Annotated in this window: 24 protein-coding genes; all 24 read right to left on the minus strand. The window is 37.1% G+C overall.

The features are described from left to right. Positions 1-7 precede the first annotated feature (7 nt). Positions 8-1,096 (minus strand): flagellar biosynthesis protein FlhB, encoded by a 1,089-nt coding sequence (flhB, locus tag ACQKIH_RS00455; RefSeq protein ID WP_427762818.1) that lies wholly within the window; start codon positions 1,094-1,096, stop codon positions 8-10. Between the two features lies 1 nt (position 1,097). Continuing rightward, positions 1,098-1,874 carry a flagellar biosynthetic protein FliR gene (fliR, locus tag ACQKIH_RS00460; RefSeq protein ID WP_427762820.1) on the minus strand — a complete coding sequence of 259 codons (777 nt, stop codon included), beginning with the start codon at positions 1,872-1,874 and terminating at the stop codon, positions 1,098-1,100. 4 nt (positions 1,875-1,878) lie between these two features. Then, positions 1,879-2,148, minus strand: coding sequence for a flagellar biosynthesis protein FliQ (gene fliQ, locus ACQKIH_RS00465; protein WP_057987017.1), 270 nt, complete (start codon positions 2,146-2,148; stop codon positions 1,879-1,881). A gap of 13 nt (positions 2,149-2,161) precedes the next feature. Next, positions 2,162-2,827, minus strand: coding sequence for a flagellar type III secretion system pore protein FliP (gene fliP / locus ACQKIH_RS00470; RefSeq protein WP_057987018.1), 666 nt, complete (start codon positions 2,825-2,827; stop codon positions 2,162-2,164). Continuing rightward, entirely contained in the window at positions 2,824-3,489 is a 666-nt protein-coding gene (locus ACQKIH_RS00475; RefSeq protein WP_427762821.1) for a flagellar biosynthetic protein FliO, read from the minus strand. The genes fliP and ACQKIH_RS00475 overlap by 4 nt, the downstream gene beginning before the upstream one ends. 4 nt (positions 3,490-3,493) lie before the next feature. Then, complete coding sequence (locus ACQKIH_RS00480) at positions 3,494-3,856, minus strand: response regulator (RefSeq protein ID WP_057987022.1); 363 nt, start codon at positions 3,854-3,856, stop codon at positions 3,494-3,496. Between the two features lie 23 nt (positions 3,857-3,879). After that, entirely contained in the window at positions 3,880-5,088 is a 1,209-nt protein-coding gene (gene fliY, locus ACQKIH_RS00485; RefSeq protein WP_427762822.1) for a flagellar motor switch phosphatase FliY, read from the minus strand. Beyond that, positions 5,081-6,076 carry a flagellar motor switch protein FliM gene (fliM, locus tag ACQKIH_RS00490; protein WP_057987026.1) on the minus strand — a complete coding sequence of 332 codons (996 nt, stop codon included), beginning with the start codon at positions 6,074-6,076 and terminating at the stop codon, positions 5,081-5,083. Before fliM ends, fliY begins: the two co-directional genes overlap by 8 nt. Before the next feature lie 53 nt (positions 6,077-6,129). Next, positions 6,130-6,558 carry a flagellar basal body-associated protein FliL gene (gene fliL / locus ACQKIH_RS00495; RefSeq protein ID WP_427762824.1) on the minus strand — a complete coding sequence of 143 codons (429 nt, stop codon included), beginning with the start codon at positions 6,556-6,558 and terminating at the stop codon, positions 6,130-6,132. Beyond that, the gene (locus tag ACQKIH_RS00500; RefSeq protein ID WP_427762825.1) at positions 6,548-6,769 is read right to left on the minus strand and encodes a flagellar FlbD family protein; all 222 of its coding nucleotides are present in this window, start codon (positions 6,767-6,769) and stop codon (positions 6,548-6,550) included. The genes fliL and ACQKIH_RS00500 overlap by 11 nt, the downstream gene beginning before the upstream one ends. A 79-nt stretch (positions 6,770-6,848) precedes the next feature. Further along, positions 6,849-7,829 (minus strand): flagellar basal body rod protein FlgG, encoded by a 981-nt coding sequence (flgG, locus tag ACQKIH_RS00505; protein ID WP_427762827.1) that lies wholly within the window; start codon positions 7,827-7,829, stop codon positions 6,849-6,851. Positions 7,830-7,928: 99 nt separating this feature from the next. Then, the gene (locus ACQKIH_RS00510; RefSeq protein WP_427762829.1) at positions 7,929-8,303 is read right to left on the minus strand and encodes a TIGR02530 family flagellar biosynthesis protein; all 375 of its coding nucleotides are present in this window, start codon (positions 8,301-8,303) and stop codon (positions 7,929-7,931) included. Between the two features lie 12 nt (positions 8,304-8,315). Then, positions 8,316-9,041, minus strand: coding sequence for a flagellar hook assembly protein FlgD (gene flgD / locus ACQKIH_RS00515; protein WP_427762830.1), 726 nt, complete (start codon positions 9,039-9,041; stop codon positions 8,316-8,318). Continuing rightward, the gene (locus ACQKIH_RS00520) at positions 9,042-10,283 is read right to left on the minus strand and encodes a flagellar hook-length control protein FliK (RefSeq protein WP_427762831.1); all 1,242 of its coding nucleotides are present in this window, start codon (positions 10,281-10,283) and stop codon (positions 9,042-9,044) included. 27 nt (positions 10,284-10,310) lie between these two features. Next, positions 10,311-10,973 (minus strand): MotE family protein, encoded by a 663-nt coding sequence (locus ACQKIH_RS00525; RefSeq protein ID WP_057987039.1) that lies wholly within the window; start codon positions 10,971-10,973, stop codon positions 10,311-10,313. Next, positions 10,930-11,379, minus strand: a complete 450-nt coding sequence (fliJ, locus tag ACQKIH_RS00530; RefSeq protein WP_057987041.1) for a flagellar export protein FliJ — start codon at positions 11,377-11,379, stop codon at positions 10,930-10,932. The genes ACQKIH_RS00525 and fliJ overlap by 44 nt, the downstream gene beginning before the upstream one ends. Next, positions 11,379-12,704: a flagellar protein export ATPase FliI gene (fliI, locus tag ACQKIH_RS00535; protein WP_057987043.1), complete on the minus strand. Its 1,326-nt coding sequence runs from the start codon at positions 12,702-12,704 to the stop codon at positions 11,379-11,381. Before fliI ends, fliJ begins: the two co-directional genes overlap by 1 nt. Before the next feature lie 5 nt (positions 12,705-12,709). Then, entirely contained in the window at positions 12,710-13,501 is a 792-nt protein-coding gene (gene fliH / locus ACQKIH_RS00540) for a flagellar assembly protein FliH (protein WP_057987044.1), read from the minus strand. After that, positions 13,494-14,507, minus strand: a complete 1,014-nt coding sequence (fliG, locus tag ACQKIH_RS00545) for a flagellar motor switch protein FliG (protein ID WP_057987046.1) — start codon at positions 14,505-14,507, stop codon at positions 13,494-13,496. The genes fliH and fliG overlap by 8 nt, the downstream gene beginning before the upstream one ends. 14 nt (positions 14,508-14,521) lie before the next feature. After that, the gene (gene fliF / locus ACQKIH_RS00550; protein ID WP_057987047.1) at positions 14,522-16,117 is read right to left on the minus strand and encodes a flagellar basal-body MS-ring/collar protein FliF; all 1,596 of its coding nucleotides are present in this window, start codon (positions 16,115-16,117) and stop codon (positions 14,522-14,524) included. Positions 16,118-16,175: 58 nt separating this feature from the next. Beyond that, positions 16,176-16,487, minus strand: a complete 312-nt coding sequence (fliE, locus tag ACQKIH_RS00555; protein WP_057987049.1) for a flagellar hook-basal body complex protein FliE — start codon at positions 16,485-16,487, stop codon at positions 16,176-16,178. A gap of 6 nt (positions 16,488-16,493) precedes the next feature. Next, a complete protein-coding gene (gene flgC, locus ACQKIH_RS00560; RefSeq protein ID WP_057987052.1) occupies positions 16,494-16,958 on the minus strand; it encodes a flagellar basal body rod protein FlgC in 465 nt (154 codons plus the stop codon). A gap of 2 nt (positions 16,959-16,960) precedes the next feature. Then, positions 16,961-17,353: a flagellar basal body rod protein FlgB gene (gene flgB, locus ACQKIH_RS00565; protein WP_057987054.1), complete on the minus strand. Its 393-nt coding sequence runs from the start codon at positions 17,351-17,353 to the stop codon at positions 16,961-16,963. 533 nt (positions 17,354-17,886) lie between these two features. Beyond that, positions 17,887-18,666: a GTP-sensing pleiotropic transcriptional regulator CodY gene (gene codY / locus ACQKIH_RS00570; protein WP_057987056.1), complete on the minus strand. Its 780-nt coding sequence runs from the start codon at positions 18,664-18,666 to the stop codon at positions 17,887-17,889. Positions 18,667-18,714: the final 48 nt, after the last annotated feature.

Here is an 18,714-nt window from a genome sequence, read left to right on the forward strand (position 1 = left end):
TCATTCATTAAATTTTACGTTTAATTCGATAGACATAGGCAAGAATTTCAGCTATGGCTTTGAAAAATTCTTCTGGTACACTTTGACCGACTTCCACTTGATCATACATCGCACGTGCAAGTGGCCTATTTTCAACCATTACTACATTATTTTCTTTTGCAATTAACTTAATTTTTTGGGCAACAAAATCTGTTCCCTTGGCGACAACTTTCGGTGCCTCCATTTGATCTTCATCATATTTTAAAGCAATCGCAAAGTGGGTCGGGTTCGTGATGACTACATCTGCTGTTGGCACTTCTTGCATCATTCGGCGCATAGCCATCTCTCTTTGACGTTGCTTTATTTTTGATTTAATGAGCGGATCACCTTCCGCATTTTTATGTTCGTCTTTTAAATCTTGTTTCGACATCTTGAGTTGCTTTTCATATTCAAATTTCTCATATAAATAATCAATTAACGCAATAAACATGAGCATTAACGAAGCGGCAATCCCCATAATGGCTGATAAATAAGCAACCGTTGCCAAAATTTGTGCAGGACTATGTAAAGCGAGTGATAATACATCATCTAAATAAATAATAATAACAACCGTCGTCACCGTACCAATAAACGTTACCTTTAATAACGATTTAACTAAGTTTACAATAGACCTGACCGAAATGATTTTTTTTATCCCTTTAATTGGATCCATTTTCTTTAAATCAAATTTTAATGTTTCTGTCGTAAACAGTAAGCCAAACTGGAAATAGTTCGCTCCAATACCTGCAATCATTGCAACGACCATTATTGGTAAAATCATAATCGCCATTTCCTTTAGTAATCCAGCATACATTTTCATTACTGTTTCTGCACTCATTGTTTCGAGCAACATATCCCGTTCCAGTGCCTGTAATAGAACACCTTTCATGCCCTTGTACATAAATGGGGCATAAAATATTAAAAAAGCAAACATGATAAGCAATAAAGCAGCTGCGGTAACATCTTGACTTTTTAATACTTGCCCTTTTTTCCTTGCATCTTGACGTTTCTTCGGTGTCGCTTTTTCCGTTTTTTCACCAGCGAAAAATTGAAGATCTAATGATACGATTAATTTCATACTATTCACCACCTAATATAACCATTAAGTCGCGTAAAGATAAAATCATCAATTCGATTAAATCTTTCATAACCCCGACTAATACACCCATCGTCACAATTAAAACAAGAAAACCAACAGCTATTTTAATAGGAAAACCAATAACGAAAATATTCATTTGAGGTACAGTTTTACCTGTAATCCCTAATGCTAATGTAACTAAAAATAGGGTTGCAACTATTGGAGCTGACATTTGAAATGCGATGGCAAAAACTGCTGCAAACATTTTAATAATATAAATTGCGGTCATTTCTTCCCCGAAATTCGGGAAAAACTGATTAATCGGCATAAATTGGTAACTATAAAAAATTCCATCTAATAGTAAGTGGTGACCATTGATTGCTAATAATAATAGCAATGCAAGGAAATTAAGAAACTGTCCCATTAACGGCGATTGCGCTCCAGTTTGCGGGTCAATAATATTGGCCATTGCAAACCCCATTTGGAAATCGATAAATCCACCTGCAATTTGCACAGCAGACATAACCATTGAAGCAGCAAGTCCTAGCATTAAACCAATGATCACTTCTTTTAAAATTAATAATAAATAGTCACCATTTATTTCAAATGGCTCGATTTGAAATGTGTAATACATCATCCATGACATGGCCATCGCCAAAATAATACGAACTTGCGGCGGAATTGTTCGGTACGAAAGTAACGGGACTGATACGAAAAAGGCAGAAACGCGCGCAAAAATTAATAATAAAATTGAAATATTCGGTATTAATTCCGTCATTTGCTCACCCAATATATCGAACTAAATTATTTAAAATACTATGAAAATAATCTGTCATTCTCGAAATCATAAACGGCCCAAATAATATAATTGAAACTAATACAGCTACGATTTTCGGTACAAACGCTAATGTTTGCTCTTGAATCGATGTCGTCGCTTGGAATATACTCACGGCTAAACCAGAAATTAGCGCAACTAAAAGCAATGGACCTGAAACAATTAATACTGTAAATATTGCGGTTTCTGCAATTGAAATGACCATTTCCTGTGTCATTATGTATCATCCCCTAAAAACTTTGAAGTAAAGATTTCATTACTAAATACCAACCGTCGACTAATATGAATAATAGAATTTTAAATGGTAGTGAAATCATAACTGGCGGTAGCATCATCATACCCATCGCCATGAGCGTACTTGCGACAACCATATCGATTACTAAAAATGGTATGAAAATCATAAAGCCCATTTGAAATGCTGTTTTAATTTCACTTAAAGCAAATGCAGGAACAAGCATTGTCAATGGAACATCTTCAATAGATTCTGGGTATTCTGCTTGATTGTAATCCATAAATAATTGTAAATCTTTTTGCCTTGTATGCTTCGCCATAAATTCTTTAAATGGTAGTGCTGCACGTTCATACGCTTCTTCAAGACCAATCTCTTGATCAAAAAGTGGTTGTACGGCTTGTTCGTTTACTTGCTGAAACGTTGGTGCCATAATAAAGAACGTTAAAAACAGCGCTAAACCCACAATTACTTGGTTTGGAGGCATTTGGTTGGTCGCCAGCGCTGTACGTGTAAAGGACAATACGATGACAATACGTGCAAACGAAGTCATTAATATTAAAAGACTCGGTGCTAATGATAGTACTGTTAAAAGTACTAATAATGTCACGGATGTGGAAACATTACTTGGATCGCTTTCAGAAAAGACCGATAAAAAATCTGTCATTGCTTATCACTCTCCTGCTCTTTCCAACGTTCCAACTCTTCACTGCGTTCCTGTTTAATTTTATCAATACGTTCATTAAACATTTCATTAAATTTTGGACTTTCAGTAACATTTGTTGGTTGATTTTTTTTCGAAAACTTTTTAAATAATTGTGCGATATATGGTGTAGTTGACCCAATCAACTGATTATCTCCATATTGAGCTAACAACTGTTCAACATCTTCAGGTGCTGAAATTTCTTTAATTAAATTTATATCGTCACCAATACCTAACACATAGATTCGGTTACTAATTTGCACTAACTGAACAGACTTTTGCGGTCCTACCGACAACCCTCCGATATTGCGAATAACTGAGTTTTGTTGATAGCTTAAATTACGTTTGTTTAAAAACTTTAAAACAAATAATAATAACCCTAGTACAAATACTAATGCTACTACTATTTTTATGTACTCCCAAAATCCCATACTAACAGATGACGAGTCAGTAGTTTCTGTTTCGTCATCTGAAGTATTGTCATCTTGGCATAATTCCCGGTTTTCGATACATTCGTCAAGATAATTAACCGATGCAAAAGTTCCATTCGAGTTTGGTATGATGCACAAAGACATCACGATAATTCCAATGACTCCCCAAAATCGAAATGATATTTTTGCTAACATGAAATCAACCTAAAGCTTTTTGAATCGCTTCAATTACACGATCTGCTTGGAAGGGCTTGACGATGAAATCTTTCGCACCCGCTTGGATTGCATCAATAACCATTGCTTGTTGTCCCATTGCAGAGCACATAATAACGATTGCGCTTGGATCCGTACCTTTAATTGCTTTTAACGCTGCGATACCATCCATTTCAGGCATTGTAATATCCATCGTTACTAAATCTGGACGTAACTCACCATATTTTTCGATTGCTTGAACGCCATCAGCTGCTTCACCAACTACCTCGAAGCCATTTTTCGTTAAAATATCCTTGATCATCATGCGCATGAACGCTGCATCGTCAACAATTAAAATCCTTTTAGACATACACTGATTCCTCCAATTAAAATCTATCGTAAATTATTCAAGCGATCTGCTTGGCTTAAAATATCTGTGATGCGAACACCAAAGTTCTCATCAATTACTACCACTTCACCTTTTGCAATTAGGCGACTATTCACTAGAATATCTACTGGCTCACCTGCAAGTTTATCCAATTCGATAATGGACCCACTTGATAATTCCAAAATTTCTTTTACAGAGCGCTTTGTACGACCGAGTTCAACCGTAACTTGTAAAGGAATATCTAATAGCATGTTTAAATTGCGTGCCTCAGACTGTGTAATATTCGCAGATTCAAAACTTGTAAACTGCGCTTGTTGCACATTTACCGGTGGCTGCTGTTGCTGTGTTGGCATTGCATGCATCGGCTGTTGGTACATCGGCTGTTGCTGAGATACTGGTTGTTCATAGTATTGCTGTTGTTGCATAGGTTGTTGAATCGGCGGTGCTGGTTGAGCAACTGGTGCAGGCTTATCCATAACAGATGTTGCTGCTGCCTCTGAATCGTCAACCCCTCCCATTAATGACTTTACTATCTTTTTACTAAAATTTAAAGGTAATAATTGCATTAAGTTCGAATCTATTAATTCACCGATGCGTAATCTGAATGAAATTTTGACTAATAGATCGTCATCTGGAATATTATCCGTTCCTTCATTTTGAGAGAAATTCATCAAATCAATTGAAGGTGGTGAGATATCCACTTTTTGATTAAATACTGTAGACATTGATGTCGCAGCAGAACCCATCATTTGGTTCATTGCTTCTTGTACAGCACTTAACTGAATTTCGCTAAGTTCTGGCTTTGGATTTAAACCATCACCACCTAACATTAAGTCTGCGATAATAGCAGCATCTGATTGTTTTATAACAAGTAAATTCATACCTGATAAGCCAATTGTATATTCAACTTGGACTGCAACATATGGATGTGGGAATTCCTCCTCCAAACGTTTGCGGTTAATCATTGAAATACTAGGCGTTGTGATATCTACCTTTTGTCCTAATAATGCAGATAACGCAGTAGCAGAACTACCAAAGGAGATATTGCCCACCTCACCTAATGCATCTTGTTCCATTGGATCCAGGTGGTCATCTACATTGATTTCACCATCATTTTCATTTTCTTCATCGTTGTTATTGGCAGGAACTTCCTCCAATGTCTCGCCCCTTAATAGAGCCTCAATTTCTTCTTGGGAGAGCATTTCATCACTCATCTTCGTCTCCTCCTTTCAAAGGGTCGATAATTTGGATCGCCATTTTTTTATTTAATTTACCTGGCTGAACCGTAAATTTCGGTAAATTCCCTACTTTTAATAAAAGTGGGTCTTTGATTTTTTGATCGAGTTCAATCACATCACCAATCGCCATTGTTAAGAAGTCTTCAATTGTAATATCTGAATTTCCTAACTCTGCAACGACTGGTAGCTTTGCTTGTTTCACTCGTGTTTCAAGCATTTTTGTTTGTTCAGGTGAAATTTCTTTCGTATTCGTTTGCATCCAATATCGTACAGATAAGTTCGGTACGATTGGTTCTAAAACAACATGCGGAATACAAATATTAATCATACCTGTTGTTTCACCGATTATCGTATTTAACGAAATTACGACAACCGTTTCATTTGGTGAAATCATTTGTAAGAACTGCGGATTTACCTCAAGTTCAACAAGCATTGGATCAATTTCAGCAATATTTTCCCATGCTTCACGTAGATTATCAAATGAACGTTCAAATAAACTCGTCATTATTTTTGTTTCGATTTCAGTCAAGTTATCCACATTACTATGACTTGAACCAGCCCCACCCATTAATCGGTCCAACATTGAGTAGGCAATATTCGGATTGATTTCCATTAAAATATTCCCATCTAATGGTGGCACTTCAAATACATTGATTAATGTCATATTTGGGATTGACCGAACAAATTCTTCAAACGGAATTTGGTCTACTGATGCAACAGTTATTTGAACATAACTTCTCAATTGTGCTGAGAAGAATGTCGTTAATAAACGTGCAAAATTTTCGTGTATTCGGGTCAAACTTCGGATTTGGTCTTTCGAAAATCGAAGAGCACGCTTAAAATCATACACTTTTACTTTACGCGTTTCTTCATCTTTTTTCATATCCGCTGCAGACATCTCACCGGTCGATATTGCGGATAACAACGCATCGATTTCGGATTGAGACATTATATCTCCTGCCATTTGCCCACCTCCATTTCATGATGTTTCAAAATGCCTTCTATTCACTTATCCTCTTACGGAATAATGTATGAGGTAAAGTATACTTGCTGTACCTCGCCCTCTAGCATCAATTCATTAATTTGCGACTTGATGGTATTTTGGAATGTCACTTTTCCTTGTTTACCTTCCAACGCTTCGACATCCATTTCAGATAACTCTTGGATCAAGATGTTGTTTACTTGGAAATCACGTTTTAATAACTCTTCTGCAGACTTCTCACTAGTTGTTTGAATTTTTAACTGCATGCGGACAAAACTGCCGTCTGCTAAATTCGTCGTAAGTTCAGGAATATCAACTAACGTAACAGCAATCTCATCAATTGTAGGCTCACTTGATTCAGGGCCTTTATTTAGCTGTGTCACTAACACAACAGCAATGACCCCAACGAGTGTAATCGTTACTAAAATGATTAGCATAATCGTTAACAATTTATTATTCTTCATCTTCTTCACCTCGTAAATGCGGGTTTGATAATACTTGTATATGATGATAAAAGGTTTTCACCTTTTGACGTACCTGTTCTACATTTTCTAAAACAATAAATTTACTTCCAGTCGTAAGTTTAATCGTTGTGTCTGGAAAAGCCTCGACTGTTTCTATGTATAAAGCGTTTAATGTGAATTTTTTGCCATTAAGGCGCGTAACTTCGATCATTGAAATGGGGCCGGACCTTATTAGAGAGCCGGCCCGACCCTCCCTTACAATGAATTATTTAGATTATAAAACTAAGAAATTAACGTTTTAAGTTTACAAGCTCTTGTAAAATTTCATCCGATGTTGTGATAATACGTGAGTTTGATTGGAAACCACGTTGTGCAACGATCATTTCAGTGAATTCTTCTGAAAGGTCAACGTTCGACATTTCTAGGAAACCAGAGTTTACAGAACCGATACCATCAACAGTAGCAAATTGCGCATATGGGTTCCCTGAGTTTTGGGTAACTTGGAAATAGTTAGACCCTGTTTTTTCAAGACCTGATGCATTTGGGAATTTTGCTAAAATAACCGTACCTGCGTATTGTAATTTACCAGCAGCATCTACAAATGAAATCGTACCATCTGGTCCAATACTCATTGATTGTGCTGTTGTTGGAATACGGATTGGCGTAGCTCCATCTGGTAATGCGCCGTCTTCTATAAGATTTGCACCCGCTTCAATGTCTCCTACAACTTCAGCTTTCTCATCATCAAAGTTAGAAACTTGATCTTGGGGATCTTCAATAGTATCATATTCTTGCTCTTTAACTGCTGGGTTAGCATAACCAACTAAATATTTCCCATCTCCGTTTACTAAATAACCATTACGATCCATATAAAAATTACCTGCACGTGTATATGCAGTATTCGAGAAACCATCTTCTTGAATTATTCCATCCTCATCAGGCGCCTCAACAGAATCTGCTACCATGAAGAACCCGTCACCTGCAATGGCTAAGTCTAGTACACGAGCTGTTGTTTGCATCGAACCTGGGTTATGAATCGTATCAATCGCTGCTAACTGTGAACCTAAACCAACTTGAATCGCGTTCACACCACCGCGAGTTGCCGATGGACCTGATGCACCTGATTGTGATTGTGAAATTAAATCTTTAAAAATTGTACGCTCCTTTTTGAAACCGTACGTATTAACGTTAGCAATATTATTACCAATAACATCTAGCTTTGTTTGGAAGTTTTTAAGACCTGAAATACCTGCATACATTGAACGTAACATAAAATGTCGTTCTCCCTTCGATTTTCAAATTGACTTAGTTTTGTAAGCTGTCTCGATCATTCAACAACTTGTAGACTTCCTTACTTCTGAAGGTCCAGTCTATAATACAATCGTGCCGTCTATATTTGTAAATAATTGTTGCCTTGCTTCCGTACGATCTAAAGCAGTAATGACAGTACCATTCTTGGCACTAACAATCAATGCCGCTTGGTCCATTAAAACTAACGGTTGATTAACTCCCTTATCGCGAGCTTCGAATACTTTTTCGGTAATTTCTTGCCATTCACTATCTGAAATCGCAATATTGCGTTCATTCATCCGCTCAGATGCATGTTTGCTAATTTTCAATTCCTCTATTGATGCTTGATTTAAATGCTCAATAAACGATTGTTTTGTTGTATTGGCTTTTAAATTCACACCATTGGACTGTAATGGTGGATGATACGGTATATGTTGGATATTTACACGATTCATCTGGATCACCTCTTATACTGTTGGGTCATCCGTTTTTGTATCATCGGATGGTTCTTTATCCGTCTTGTCATCTTCTTGCTCAACAAGTGTAAAGTCATCACGCTTCATTCGTGTACCATCGTTTAAAATATATTCAACTACGCCATTTTTCACTGTAATTGCTTCGATGATGGCGTCGATCACTTGCTCACCATTTTTATATTGAATATTTTTGCCGATAAGCTCACTCGCTTCTGCAAATGGATTTGTTGGCGCTGAAGCCCCACCACCTAAAATAGACGAAATATTCCCCGGTGTAATTTCCTTACCATCCGCTAGTACGAAAACTGGCTCGCCTTCTACAAATTTCAACTCTTTAATAACGCCCGTACCTTCGTTGTAAATCGGTTTCTTATTTTCATCCAATTTATCTGTTAATTCATGCCATTTAACTTCTTTTCCGATAAACGATGAATATGACATTAATTGCGTTTGATTTTGAGACACTAAAAGATTTTCCATTGCCTTAGTCATGTTTTGCATTTGCTCTAAAGAAGAGAACTGCGCCATTTGAGCAATGAATTCTTTATCATCCATCGGGCTTGTTGGATCTTGGTTTTGTAATTGGGTAATTAAGATTTTTAAAAAGGCATCTTTCCCTAAATCGCCATTAGAAGCTTTATCCGTCACTTTAAAGTTCGGATCATTTGCGGGTAAATAGTAATCATTCTTAATCTCACTTGAAACACCATTTGTCATTTACTGTACCTCCTCACTTAATAAATCACTGAACGAAATCTTCTCTTCTTCGCTGTCATCCTCATTTTCTTCTACATCTTCTTGCCCTTGCTCACGGAAGAAGTTATTGAAAAAATTTTGATCACGTGCATTACGATCTGGATCCTGCAATGATTGCGCTACATCAATTCGTTCCATTTGGACATTTTGTGCAACTAATCCAGCTTTCAATTGATTAATATTATTATCAAGCAATTCTTTTCCTAATGCTGTTGAAGCTAATAATCGTGCCGTCAACATGCCATCCTTTTGAACTAATTCAATACGAATTTGTCCTAAATTTTCTGGAAATAGCTTTAATAATAATTTCATATTTCCTTGTTGACCCGATAGCTGGCTTCGATTCATTAAGTTTTGAATTTCTTTTATTAACGCTTCAGACTGAGCTGGTTTTTCAGCAGGCAATGTGATCGTTACTGTTTTCACTTGTGATACTTGTTGCTGCTGTAATCCAACTGGTGTTGCAGTTTCTTGCTCAGTTTTCACGACAGTTTGCTGCGTTACTTGCTGAATAATTTGTTGGAATGTTGCTTTCGGTGCTTCTTGTTGATTCACATTTACTACTTGTTGAACTTGTGGCAACATCGACTGAAGCAAATCTTTTAGTTGACCAAGTTGTTGCTCCTGCTGATACATCAAGTCCGTTTTATTGCCTAAAAACTGAGCCATTTTCAATAACTGCACGATTGGTTGTAACTCTTTTGGTTGTACATCTTTTTGCTGAGTCCCTTGGATTGCTGCCAAAACTTCACTTAAAATTGCAGGTGCTTGTTCAAGTAACGACCAAACGTCTGTAATTGCTTGTTGTTGAGCGTCACCTAATAATTGCTCAACTATCTCAATCACTTGCTGTTCTGTCATTCCTAGCAATTCTGATAAGTTTTCTAACGTCAACAGTTCATCCATAGCAATTGGTGTTTCAACTTCCCCAACAAGAACAAATAATCCAGCTTCATCCATTTCGATGCCTAATTTTTCAAATAGTTCTTCTAAACTATCTATAGCAAGAATTGAGCCAATTTCTTCCGCCATAGATTCGGTTGGATTTTGTTCGACTGTTGCAGGCTGATTCGAGCTCGATAAAATCGATTGAAATACACTTCCAAATTGTTCCTTGTTCGTAGCCATTGCATCCGATTGCTTTGTAGTTGGTGTTACTTGCGCTTTACTTGTTGCCATCGTTTGTAACATTGCGATATTCATTTATTTCACCTCCCCTCAAATAGTCCACTATTCTTGAGATAATAATTCGGTATAACGAGCAGCATCCGCTGGACTCATTTTTGTGAAAATAGCAGATAACGTATCCGGTTTCATACTAGACATAATGCGCAATGATTCGGTATCACTCATTTGTACTAATATCGGTGCCGCTGTTTTAGCAGACATTTTTTCGAAAGTTGATAAAATTTCTTTGAACTCTTTTTGTGATTCTTCTTGATTACGTTTTAGTTTTTCAATTTCAAATTGTAAACGCTCTTGCTCTGCTAATAATTCATCTTTCTCTGTCACAGCTGATTCAATTTGCGTCTGTAATTGAGTAATTTGAACTTCTTTTTCTTGAATTTCTGCTTGTAATGTAACGACTTTTTCTCCACTTAATGAGCTGTTTTCAATCTCCTCAGCCTCATCTTTATTCATAAATGGAATTTTTTCCGTCACATTTCCAGCCAGTTTAAATACATTCGTACCTGTAACCGTTGTAACAATTAAAATAATTGCCACCGTAAACATTAGCGGAATTAAAAATAAATACACAAACTTTTTAAAGAAGCCTGGTGGTTTTTTTTCTAAGTCCATTTGTTCATCTAGGTTATTTACATTTCCCGTATTCTTTTTTGCCACGAAATCACCTGATTTCCCTCTTGTAATATGCAATCGTTGAAAGTTCATCTAATTGAATCGCTTCAATGCGCTGTTGATCTTCTTTGTAATGTTCGTAATCATTTTCACGCATTTTTTCGTATTTACGTACTTCCAAGTTTTTTTCTAATAATTTTTGTTCATGCCAGTTCATTTTAGCACGTGCTTGTACTACTTTCTGTTGAACATCCACAATTGTTTTTTCCATGCTGTCGATAAATTTCGAATAATGATTAATCTCATCTATAGAAGAACCCACCGCTAATCGCTCTTGCTGATACGTCGTTAAATCCTCTTTTTTCTTTAATAAATCGTAAAGTTTTGTTGCGATTTCCTCGAAAACTTGCACGGATTCCTTAAATGCCATTTCGGATTCGTTTTTTTCTTGCTCCCTAACGACAAGTATTTTTTCAAAGCGGTATGTATATTTAGACATTATTTCGCACCGCCATTCGCTAATGCTACCATTTCATTCACCGTTTGTTGAATGGAGACTTTGTCCATAAACCCTTGCTTTAAAAATGCCGTAATTAAAGGCTCATATTGAATCGCTTCATCAATTTCACGTGACGTTCCTCGTTTATATGCACCAATATTAATTAGGTCCTCTGACTTCGAATAATCGAAATACAATTCCCTTAATCGACTTGCTGCTTTTACATGTGCTGGTTCTGCTATATGGTTCATTAAACGACTGACACTTTTCAATACATTGATAGCGGGATATTGACCTTTGTTTGCTAAATTACGATCTAATACAATATGACCATCTAAAATCCCTCGAACTGCATCTGCAATTGGCTCATTCATATCGTCACCATCTACTAAAACCGTATAAAATGCCGTAATTGTACCGTGAATATTCGTCCCAGAGCGCTCTAATAACGTTGGTAAAATCGCAAAAACGGAAGGTGTGTAACCACGCGTTGCTGGTGGTTCTCCGACAGCTAAGCCGATTTCACGCTGTGCCATTGCAACACGGGTAACAGAATCCATCATGAGCATCACATTATGACCACGATCACGGAAATACTCAGCAATTGCTGTCGCAGTAAATGCCGCTTTTATACGCATTAATGCAGGTTGATCACTCGTAGCTGCTACAACAATCGAACGACTCAAACCTTCTGGGCCTAGATCTCGCTCAATAAATTCACGTACTTCACGGCCACGTTCCCCTACTAATGCAATGACATTAATGTCTGCTTTTGTATTGCGCGCAATCATGCCGAGCAATGTACTTTTCCCAACACCCGAACCGGCGAATATTCCGACACGCTGACCACTACCAACTGTTAGCATCCCATCAATTGCCTTTACGCCTACTTCTAACTGCTCATCAATTGGTGGACGATGTAGCGGATTGGGTGGTTCTTTTTCGGTTTGTACGGATGTTAGCCCTCTTGGTAATGCTTGCCCATCAAAAGGGTTACCCATTGCATCTAGCACTTTGCCAATGAGCTCCGGTCCTACCTTTACTTCTAAAGGTTTCCCAGTCCCCTCTACTAAACAACCAATTGAAATTTCTTTTAGTGAAGAAAATGGCATCAGGATAACAATTTCATCTTTAAAGCCAACAACTTCTGCTAAAATTGTTTGCTGTCCATTTTTAACCGTTTGAACATGGATTTTGCAAACATCACCAATCGCGCTTTCTGGACCTTGTGACTCAATCATTAAACCGACAACCCTCGTCACCCTACCAAACTTTTTAAATGTATTGAGATTTGGAATATGTTCAATTAATTGAGCCGTTTTCATCCGTATCATTCCTTACTGTCTAATAGTTCATTTAATTGTATACGTAGCTCTTGCAATTGCTCATCTAATGATACAACGATGCGTCCATGATTCGTTTCGATATAGCTTTCATTATCGAGTAAATCTTCATTAACAAAAATCATAAATGGTACATTTACTGGGAACATTTCCGCTAATTCATCATGATTTTTCGTAACAACTCCATGATATTTCGGTGCTACATACAACTTGATTTCTTTCATTTCTCTTGCTTCTTTCAATGCGCGCTTAATAATCGAAATAAAGATTTCTTCTTCTCGATCAAGCGCTACGTTTAAAATACGCTCTGCCGAAGTTAATGCCAATTCTAAAATAACTGACTCTTGAGATTCAATATATTTTTGTGCATTTTCTTCAGCTAAGGTCATCGTCGCATTGGCTGTTTGTAGCGATTGCTCCATATCAGCTTGTACTTTTTGATTCCCTTCTTCATAGCCTTGTGCAAAACCTTCATCATAGGCTTGTTGTTGAAGTACGAGCTTTTCTTCTTCCCAAGTTTGCTTTAATGCTTCAATTGCAACCAATTGTTCATTGCAAAATTGTTCGAACTGTTCTCGTTGCTCCAGTATTTCTTGCTCAGCTTTTTGCATCAATCTCTGACGTTCTTGCTGTATATCTTCTAAAGTCAGTTGAGGTGCATGATCTGCCTCCTCAACCTCCTCTGTAAAATGGATAGGTTCAAAAAAGCTTTGTAATTTTATTTCTACAATTTGTTCTTCTGCCGGATGTGCATTTGTCGAACGGATAATTTTAGACAATTACATCATCTCCTCCACCGCGTGCGATAATGATTTCACCCGCATCCTCTAAGCGACGAATAACAGCAACGATACGAGACTGCGCTTCCTCAACATCACGTAAACGTACAGGTCCCATAATTTCCATTTCTTCACGGAATGTATCAGCCATACGTTGTGACATATTGCGGAAAATAATATCTTTTACTTCGTCTGAAGAAACCTTCATTGATAGTAGTAAGTCCTCGTTCTCACAATCACGAATAACACGTTGGATAGAACGATTGTCGAGTGTAACGATATCTTCGAATACAAACATACGCTTCTTGATTTCTTCTGCAAGCTCTGGATCTTGAATCTCCAGTGCATCGAGAATTGTTTTTTCTGTTTGACGGTCAACACCATTTAACACTTCTACAACAGCATCTACGCCACCAGTCTCCGTGTAATCTTGTGTAACTGTCGATGATAGCTTACGTTCTAGCACAGATTCAATCTCACTAATTACTTCTGGTGATGTCGATTCCATAATCGCAATACGCTTAGCGATATCTGCTTGTACCTCTTGTGGTAATGAAGATAAAATCACACCCGCTTGCCCTGCCTCTAAATAAGAAAGGATTAACGCAATTGTTTGTGGGTGCTCATTTTGAATAAAGTTAAAAATTTGCGCTGGGTCTGCTTTACGTGCAAAATCAAACGGACGCACTTGTAATGAAGAAGTTAGACGATTTAATATAGCTTGTGCTTGATCGGCACCTAATGCCTTTTCAAGTACCGTCTTCGCATAACCAATACCACCTTGCGTGATATAATCTTGCGCCAATGCAATTTGGTGGAATTCCTCAATAATCTCTTCTTTTACCGTAGATTCCACTTTTTTTACACCTGAAATTTCTAACGTTAGACGTTCAATTTCTTCTTCACTTAAATGTTTATATACAGAAGCCGAAACTTCTGGTCCTAGAGAAATTAACAGTAAAGCCGCTTTTTGCTTTCCTGATAAATCTTTATCTTTCTTGGACACAGCTGAACCTCCTATTAGTCTTCAGCAATCCAACTACGCAATAGCTTCGCAAAATCTTCTGGCTTATCTTTCGCCATTTTTTCTAATTGCTTGCGGCGTACAGTCGCTTCAGTTTCTTTTTCTTCAGAAATATCTTCTACATCTATTAATTCTTGCTGTCTTTCAATAATGCTTTGCTCTTCTTCTTGCTGTTTACGCTTACGAACACGTAATACATACACGACTAATAATGCTATCGCAGCTAGTAAGATGCCGCCAATTACCCATACCCACCAAGGAATAACTGATTCTGGTGCTGTTGCATTGGCATCGTTACCATGGAATTGTTGTACAGACACGACAATTCGATTGGCAATTTCTTCGTCTGTTAAGTCACCAGTAGCTTCTTGATCGATAGAAGTACGTACAATCGTTGATAAAATTTGTTCGATATCTTCACGAACACCATCCGGAAGCGCAGTAGCTTCACCTGTTCCTGGTGGCTCTACCATTACTTGAATGCCTAAATCACGAATTTTATAAGGACTTTCTTGAATTTCACGATGAATACGATTGACGTCATTATTAATTGTTTCCTCGACGCGCTCGTAATCGCCATCTCCAGTTGTTCCTTCTACATAATCAATTAGGTTGTCTGTTGGATTTTCTGCTTCAGGTGAACCTTCTGCACCTGCACCACCCGAATAAGTTTCTGTAATTCGTTGTGCACTAATTTCAATCCCTGACATATTTTCTTCATCAACAGGTTTGATTAAGTCTTCTTGTCGATTTTCCTTTTTAAAGTCAACATCTGCCGAAACATTTACTACAACTTTATCTGGACCAATAAGCGTACCGAGCATTTGTTGTACTTGGCGTTGAAGATCACGTTCAATTGTTTTCTTCACTTCCATTTGCCCCGTCACACTGTCCAAACCGCCGCCACCATTTTCAGCAGCAGTTAAATCGTAATACTCCGAGTATTGATTCATAATCGTAATATTGTCTTTTGGTAATTTTGGGATACTCATAGACACTAAGTTGAATAACCCTTTAATTTGATCATCAGAAAACTTATGTCCTGGAGCTGTGTTTAGCACAATTGCCGCAGTTGCCTCACCTTGCGCATCTTTTAAGAAAACACCAGAGTCTGGTAACGTAATCATGACATTCGCATCTTTAACACCGTCAAATTTACGAATTAAATTGGCTAAATCCGTTTCAGTTGCCGCCTTTTTAATGACATCGAATTCGTTATCCGTCATACCGAAGCCCGCGTTTGTCGTAAAGAACGAGTTATCAATTTCACCAGAATCGGGATACCCCTGTGCTGCAAGTGATACTTTTAAGTTATCGACTTGCTCTTCTGGAACTAAAATTGTCGTACCTCCGTTTGCGACTTCATAGGTAACGCCTTGTGCAGTTAAGGCTTCTGTAATCCGTCCCACCTCGGCAGCAGGTAATTCTGGGAATAATTGAGCCATCGTTGTACGTGTTGATAAATATGTAAGAATACCTGCCAGCGCAATAATTCCTATAATTGCACCAACAATTGCGCCTCTTTGATTTTTCGTTCGACTCTGCCAGAAACTACTGGAGTCACTTTTAATTTTTGTAAATCGTTCATTCATTATGAATCCTCCGGTTATAGTGAATGCCCAACAATTTATTGTTCGTTAATCCAAATAATTATACGCTCATTCGCATAATTTCTTGGTAAGCTTCTACAGCTTTGTTACGAATTTCAATTGTTGCACTTAATGTAACACTTGCTTTTTGAGAAGCAATCATTACTTCGTGTAGATCGACATCTCCACCACTAATTAATTTTTGTGTCATCGTATCAGATTGCACTTGTTGAGCGTTTACGTTAGATATCGCCTCTTTTAGCGTATTAGCAAACGTTTTTTGTGCATCTGCAGAGGTTACCTGTGTATTAATCGTGTTTAATTCATTCACTGCTTGCGTAGGAGACATAAAGGATACTGCATTAATCGCCATTAATTATCACCCTTTCCCTATTTCTAATGCTTTTGTTAACATGCTTTTATTTGCATTGAATACGGTAATATTTGCTTCGTACGAACGTGTAGCTGAGATTAAATCAACCATTTCTTTTAGTAAATCAACATTCGACATTTGTACATAGCCATCTGCATTTGCATCTGGATGTGTCGGATCAAAAACAAGTTTAAATGGTGTCTCATTATCTTCTTTAATAGAAGTAACTTTCACACCATTTCCAGCGCCACTTCTCTCCGTTTTCCCCATAGCCACATTCAAGAAATTTGAAAACTGACCTTGCTCTTCTTTTAAAGTAATGGATTTTTTGCGATATGGCTCCCATTCTCCATTTACTTGTTTACCACGTGTTGTATCTACGTTAGCGATATTAGACGAAATGACGTCCATACGTAATCGTTGGGATGTTAGTGCAGAGGCGGTCGTGTTCATACTATGGAATATAGACATGATTATTTCCCTCCTTTAATAACTGTATTTAACGTTCTAAACTTCCCGTTAACGCGTTCAATTAGCGCATTGTAGTAAATTGTATTTTCCGCTAACTTCGCTTGTTCAGCATCCATATTTACGGCATTGCCATTCGGTCTTGATCGGAAATTTTCATTAGAATATACGCCACTTTTCCCACCTTCAATGTGAAAGTCATAATGTCGCACATCCGTACGATTTGCAGATATTGTCGATTTATTCACATCAGCAAACACGTCTTTAAAACTAACATCTTTTGTTTTGTAATTTGGCGTGTCAACATTCGCTATATTTTGCGCAATGGTTTTATTTTTTAATGTCGCGTAGGTAAGTCCTCTTTCCAAACTATTTATTGTTCCGCCAAAAAGATTCAAATTTTTCACCTCTACTATTCTTTCGTAATACTACAGCCTTCTCTATATAATACAATTGTAATAATTATGAAACGATGTGTCTATCATCTTTCGACTCTTTTTAGTAGTCTTTAGGGACTATTTTTTAAAAAATCGAATTTCCTCTTTTTTCTAAATGTATATACTTCTTCGCAATTCGACAATTTAACAATACATTCGACCCTGTTTTTTTCAATATATCCTATATATTTAGTTTTAAAGTAATGCTTTTTCGCGAATTTCTCAATATCCATCCACTACTCTTTTTAATAGATTCCCTCTAGTTGGATGATTCAAACGAGATTTCACTACATTTTTTTGGCAAAAGTACATATGTATGTAACAATTTGTTCAAACTATTTTTCAAAAAAACATCTAGCATCCATTAAATTTGATTCGTTTTAAGCTTTCATATGAGTATTTACTTATAAGCCTCCCTATTTTTAATCCATTTTTACAAAATAAAAAAGTGCAATGTTGCTTGTTAAACAAGCAACTGCACTTTAATTCATTCATTATTTCATTTTAATTTCAGCTAAGGCCGTTAAGAACTTATCATTTAGTACTTTGATATACGTCCCTTTCATACCTAAAGAACGTGATTCAATTACGCCCGCTGATTCCAGCTTACGTAATGCGTTCACGATTACTGAACGCGTAATTCCAACACGGTCGGCAATTTTAGAAGCAACTAATAGACCTTCATTTCCATCTAACTCTTCAAAAATATGTTCAATCGCTTCAAGCTCTGAATAAGATAATGAATTGATTGCCATTTGAACAACAGCTTTCGAGCGTGCTTCTTCTTCAATCTCTTCAGACTTTTCACGTAAAATTTCCATACCTACTACTGTTGCACCGTATTCAGCCATGATTAAATCATCATCTTCAAATTGGTCACGGAAACGCGCTAACACTAATGTACCTAAACGCTCGCCACCACCAATAATTGGAACGATTGTTGTTAACCCTGTCGCAAATAATTCTTTATTTTCAACTGGGAAAGCAGTATGCTCGTTGTCAATATCAAGGTTTGGAGATGTTTCAGTAATGTTAAATAAATTTTGAGTATATTTTTCAGGGAATTGACGCTCTACAATAAACTTTTTAATGCGGTCATTTTCAATTTGTTGTTGAATTGAGATCCCTAGTAATTTCCCTTTACGGCTTACGATAAATATATTACTTTCAATAATGTCACCTAATGTATCGGCCATTTCCTTAAAGTTTACTGGCTTTCCTGCAGACGCTTGGAGCATTGCATTAATTTTTCTTGTTTTTGATAATAAATTCATTTCGTTTCCTCCTACAGGATGTATTAATTCTCTTAATATTCTAAAGGT

This window comes from Solibacillus cecembensis (genome assembly GCF_050272495.1).
Taxonomy (GTDB): Bacteria; Bacillota; Bacilli; order Bacillales_A; family Planococcaceae; genus Solibacillus; species Solibacillus cecembensis.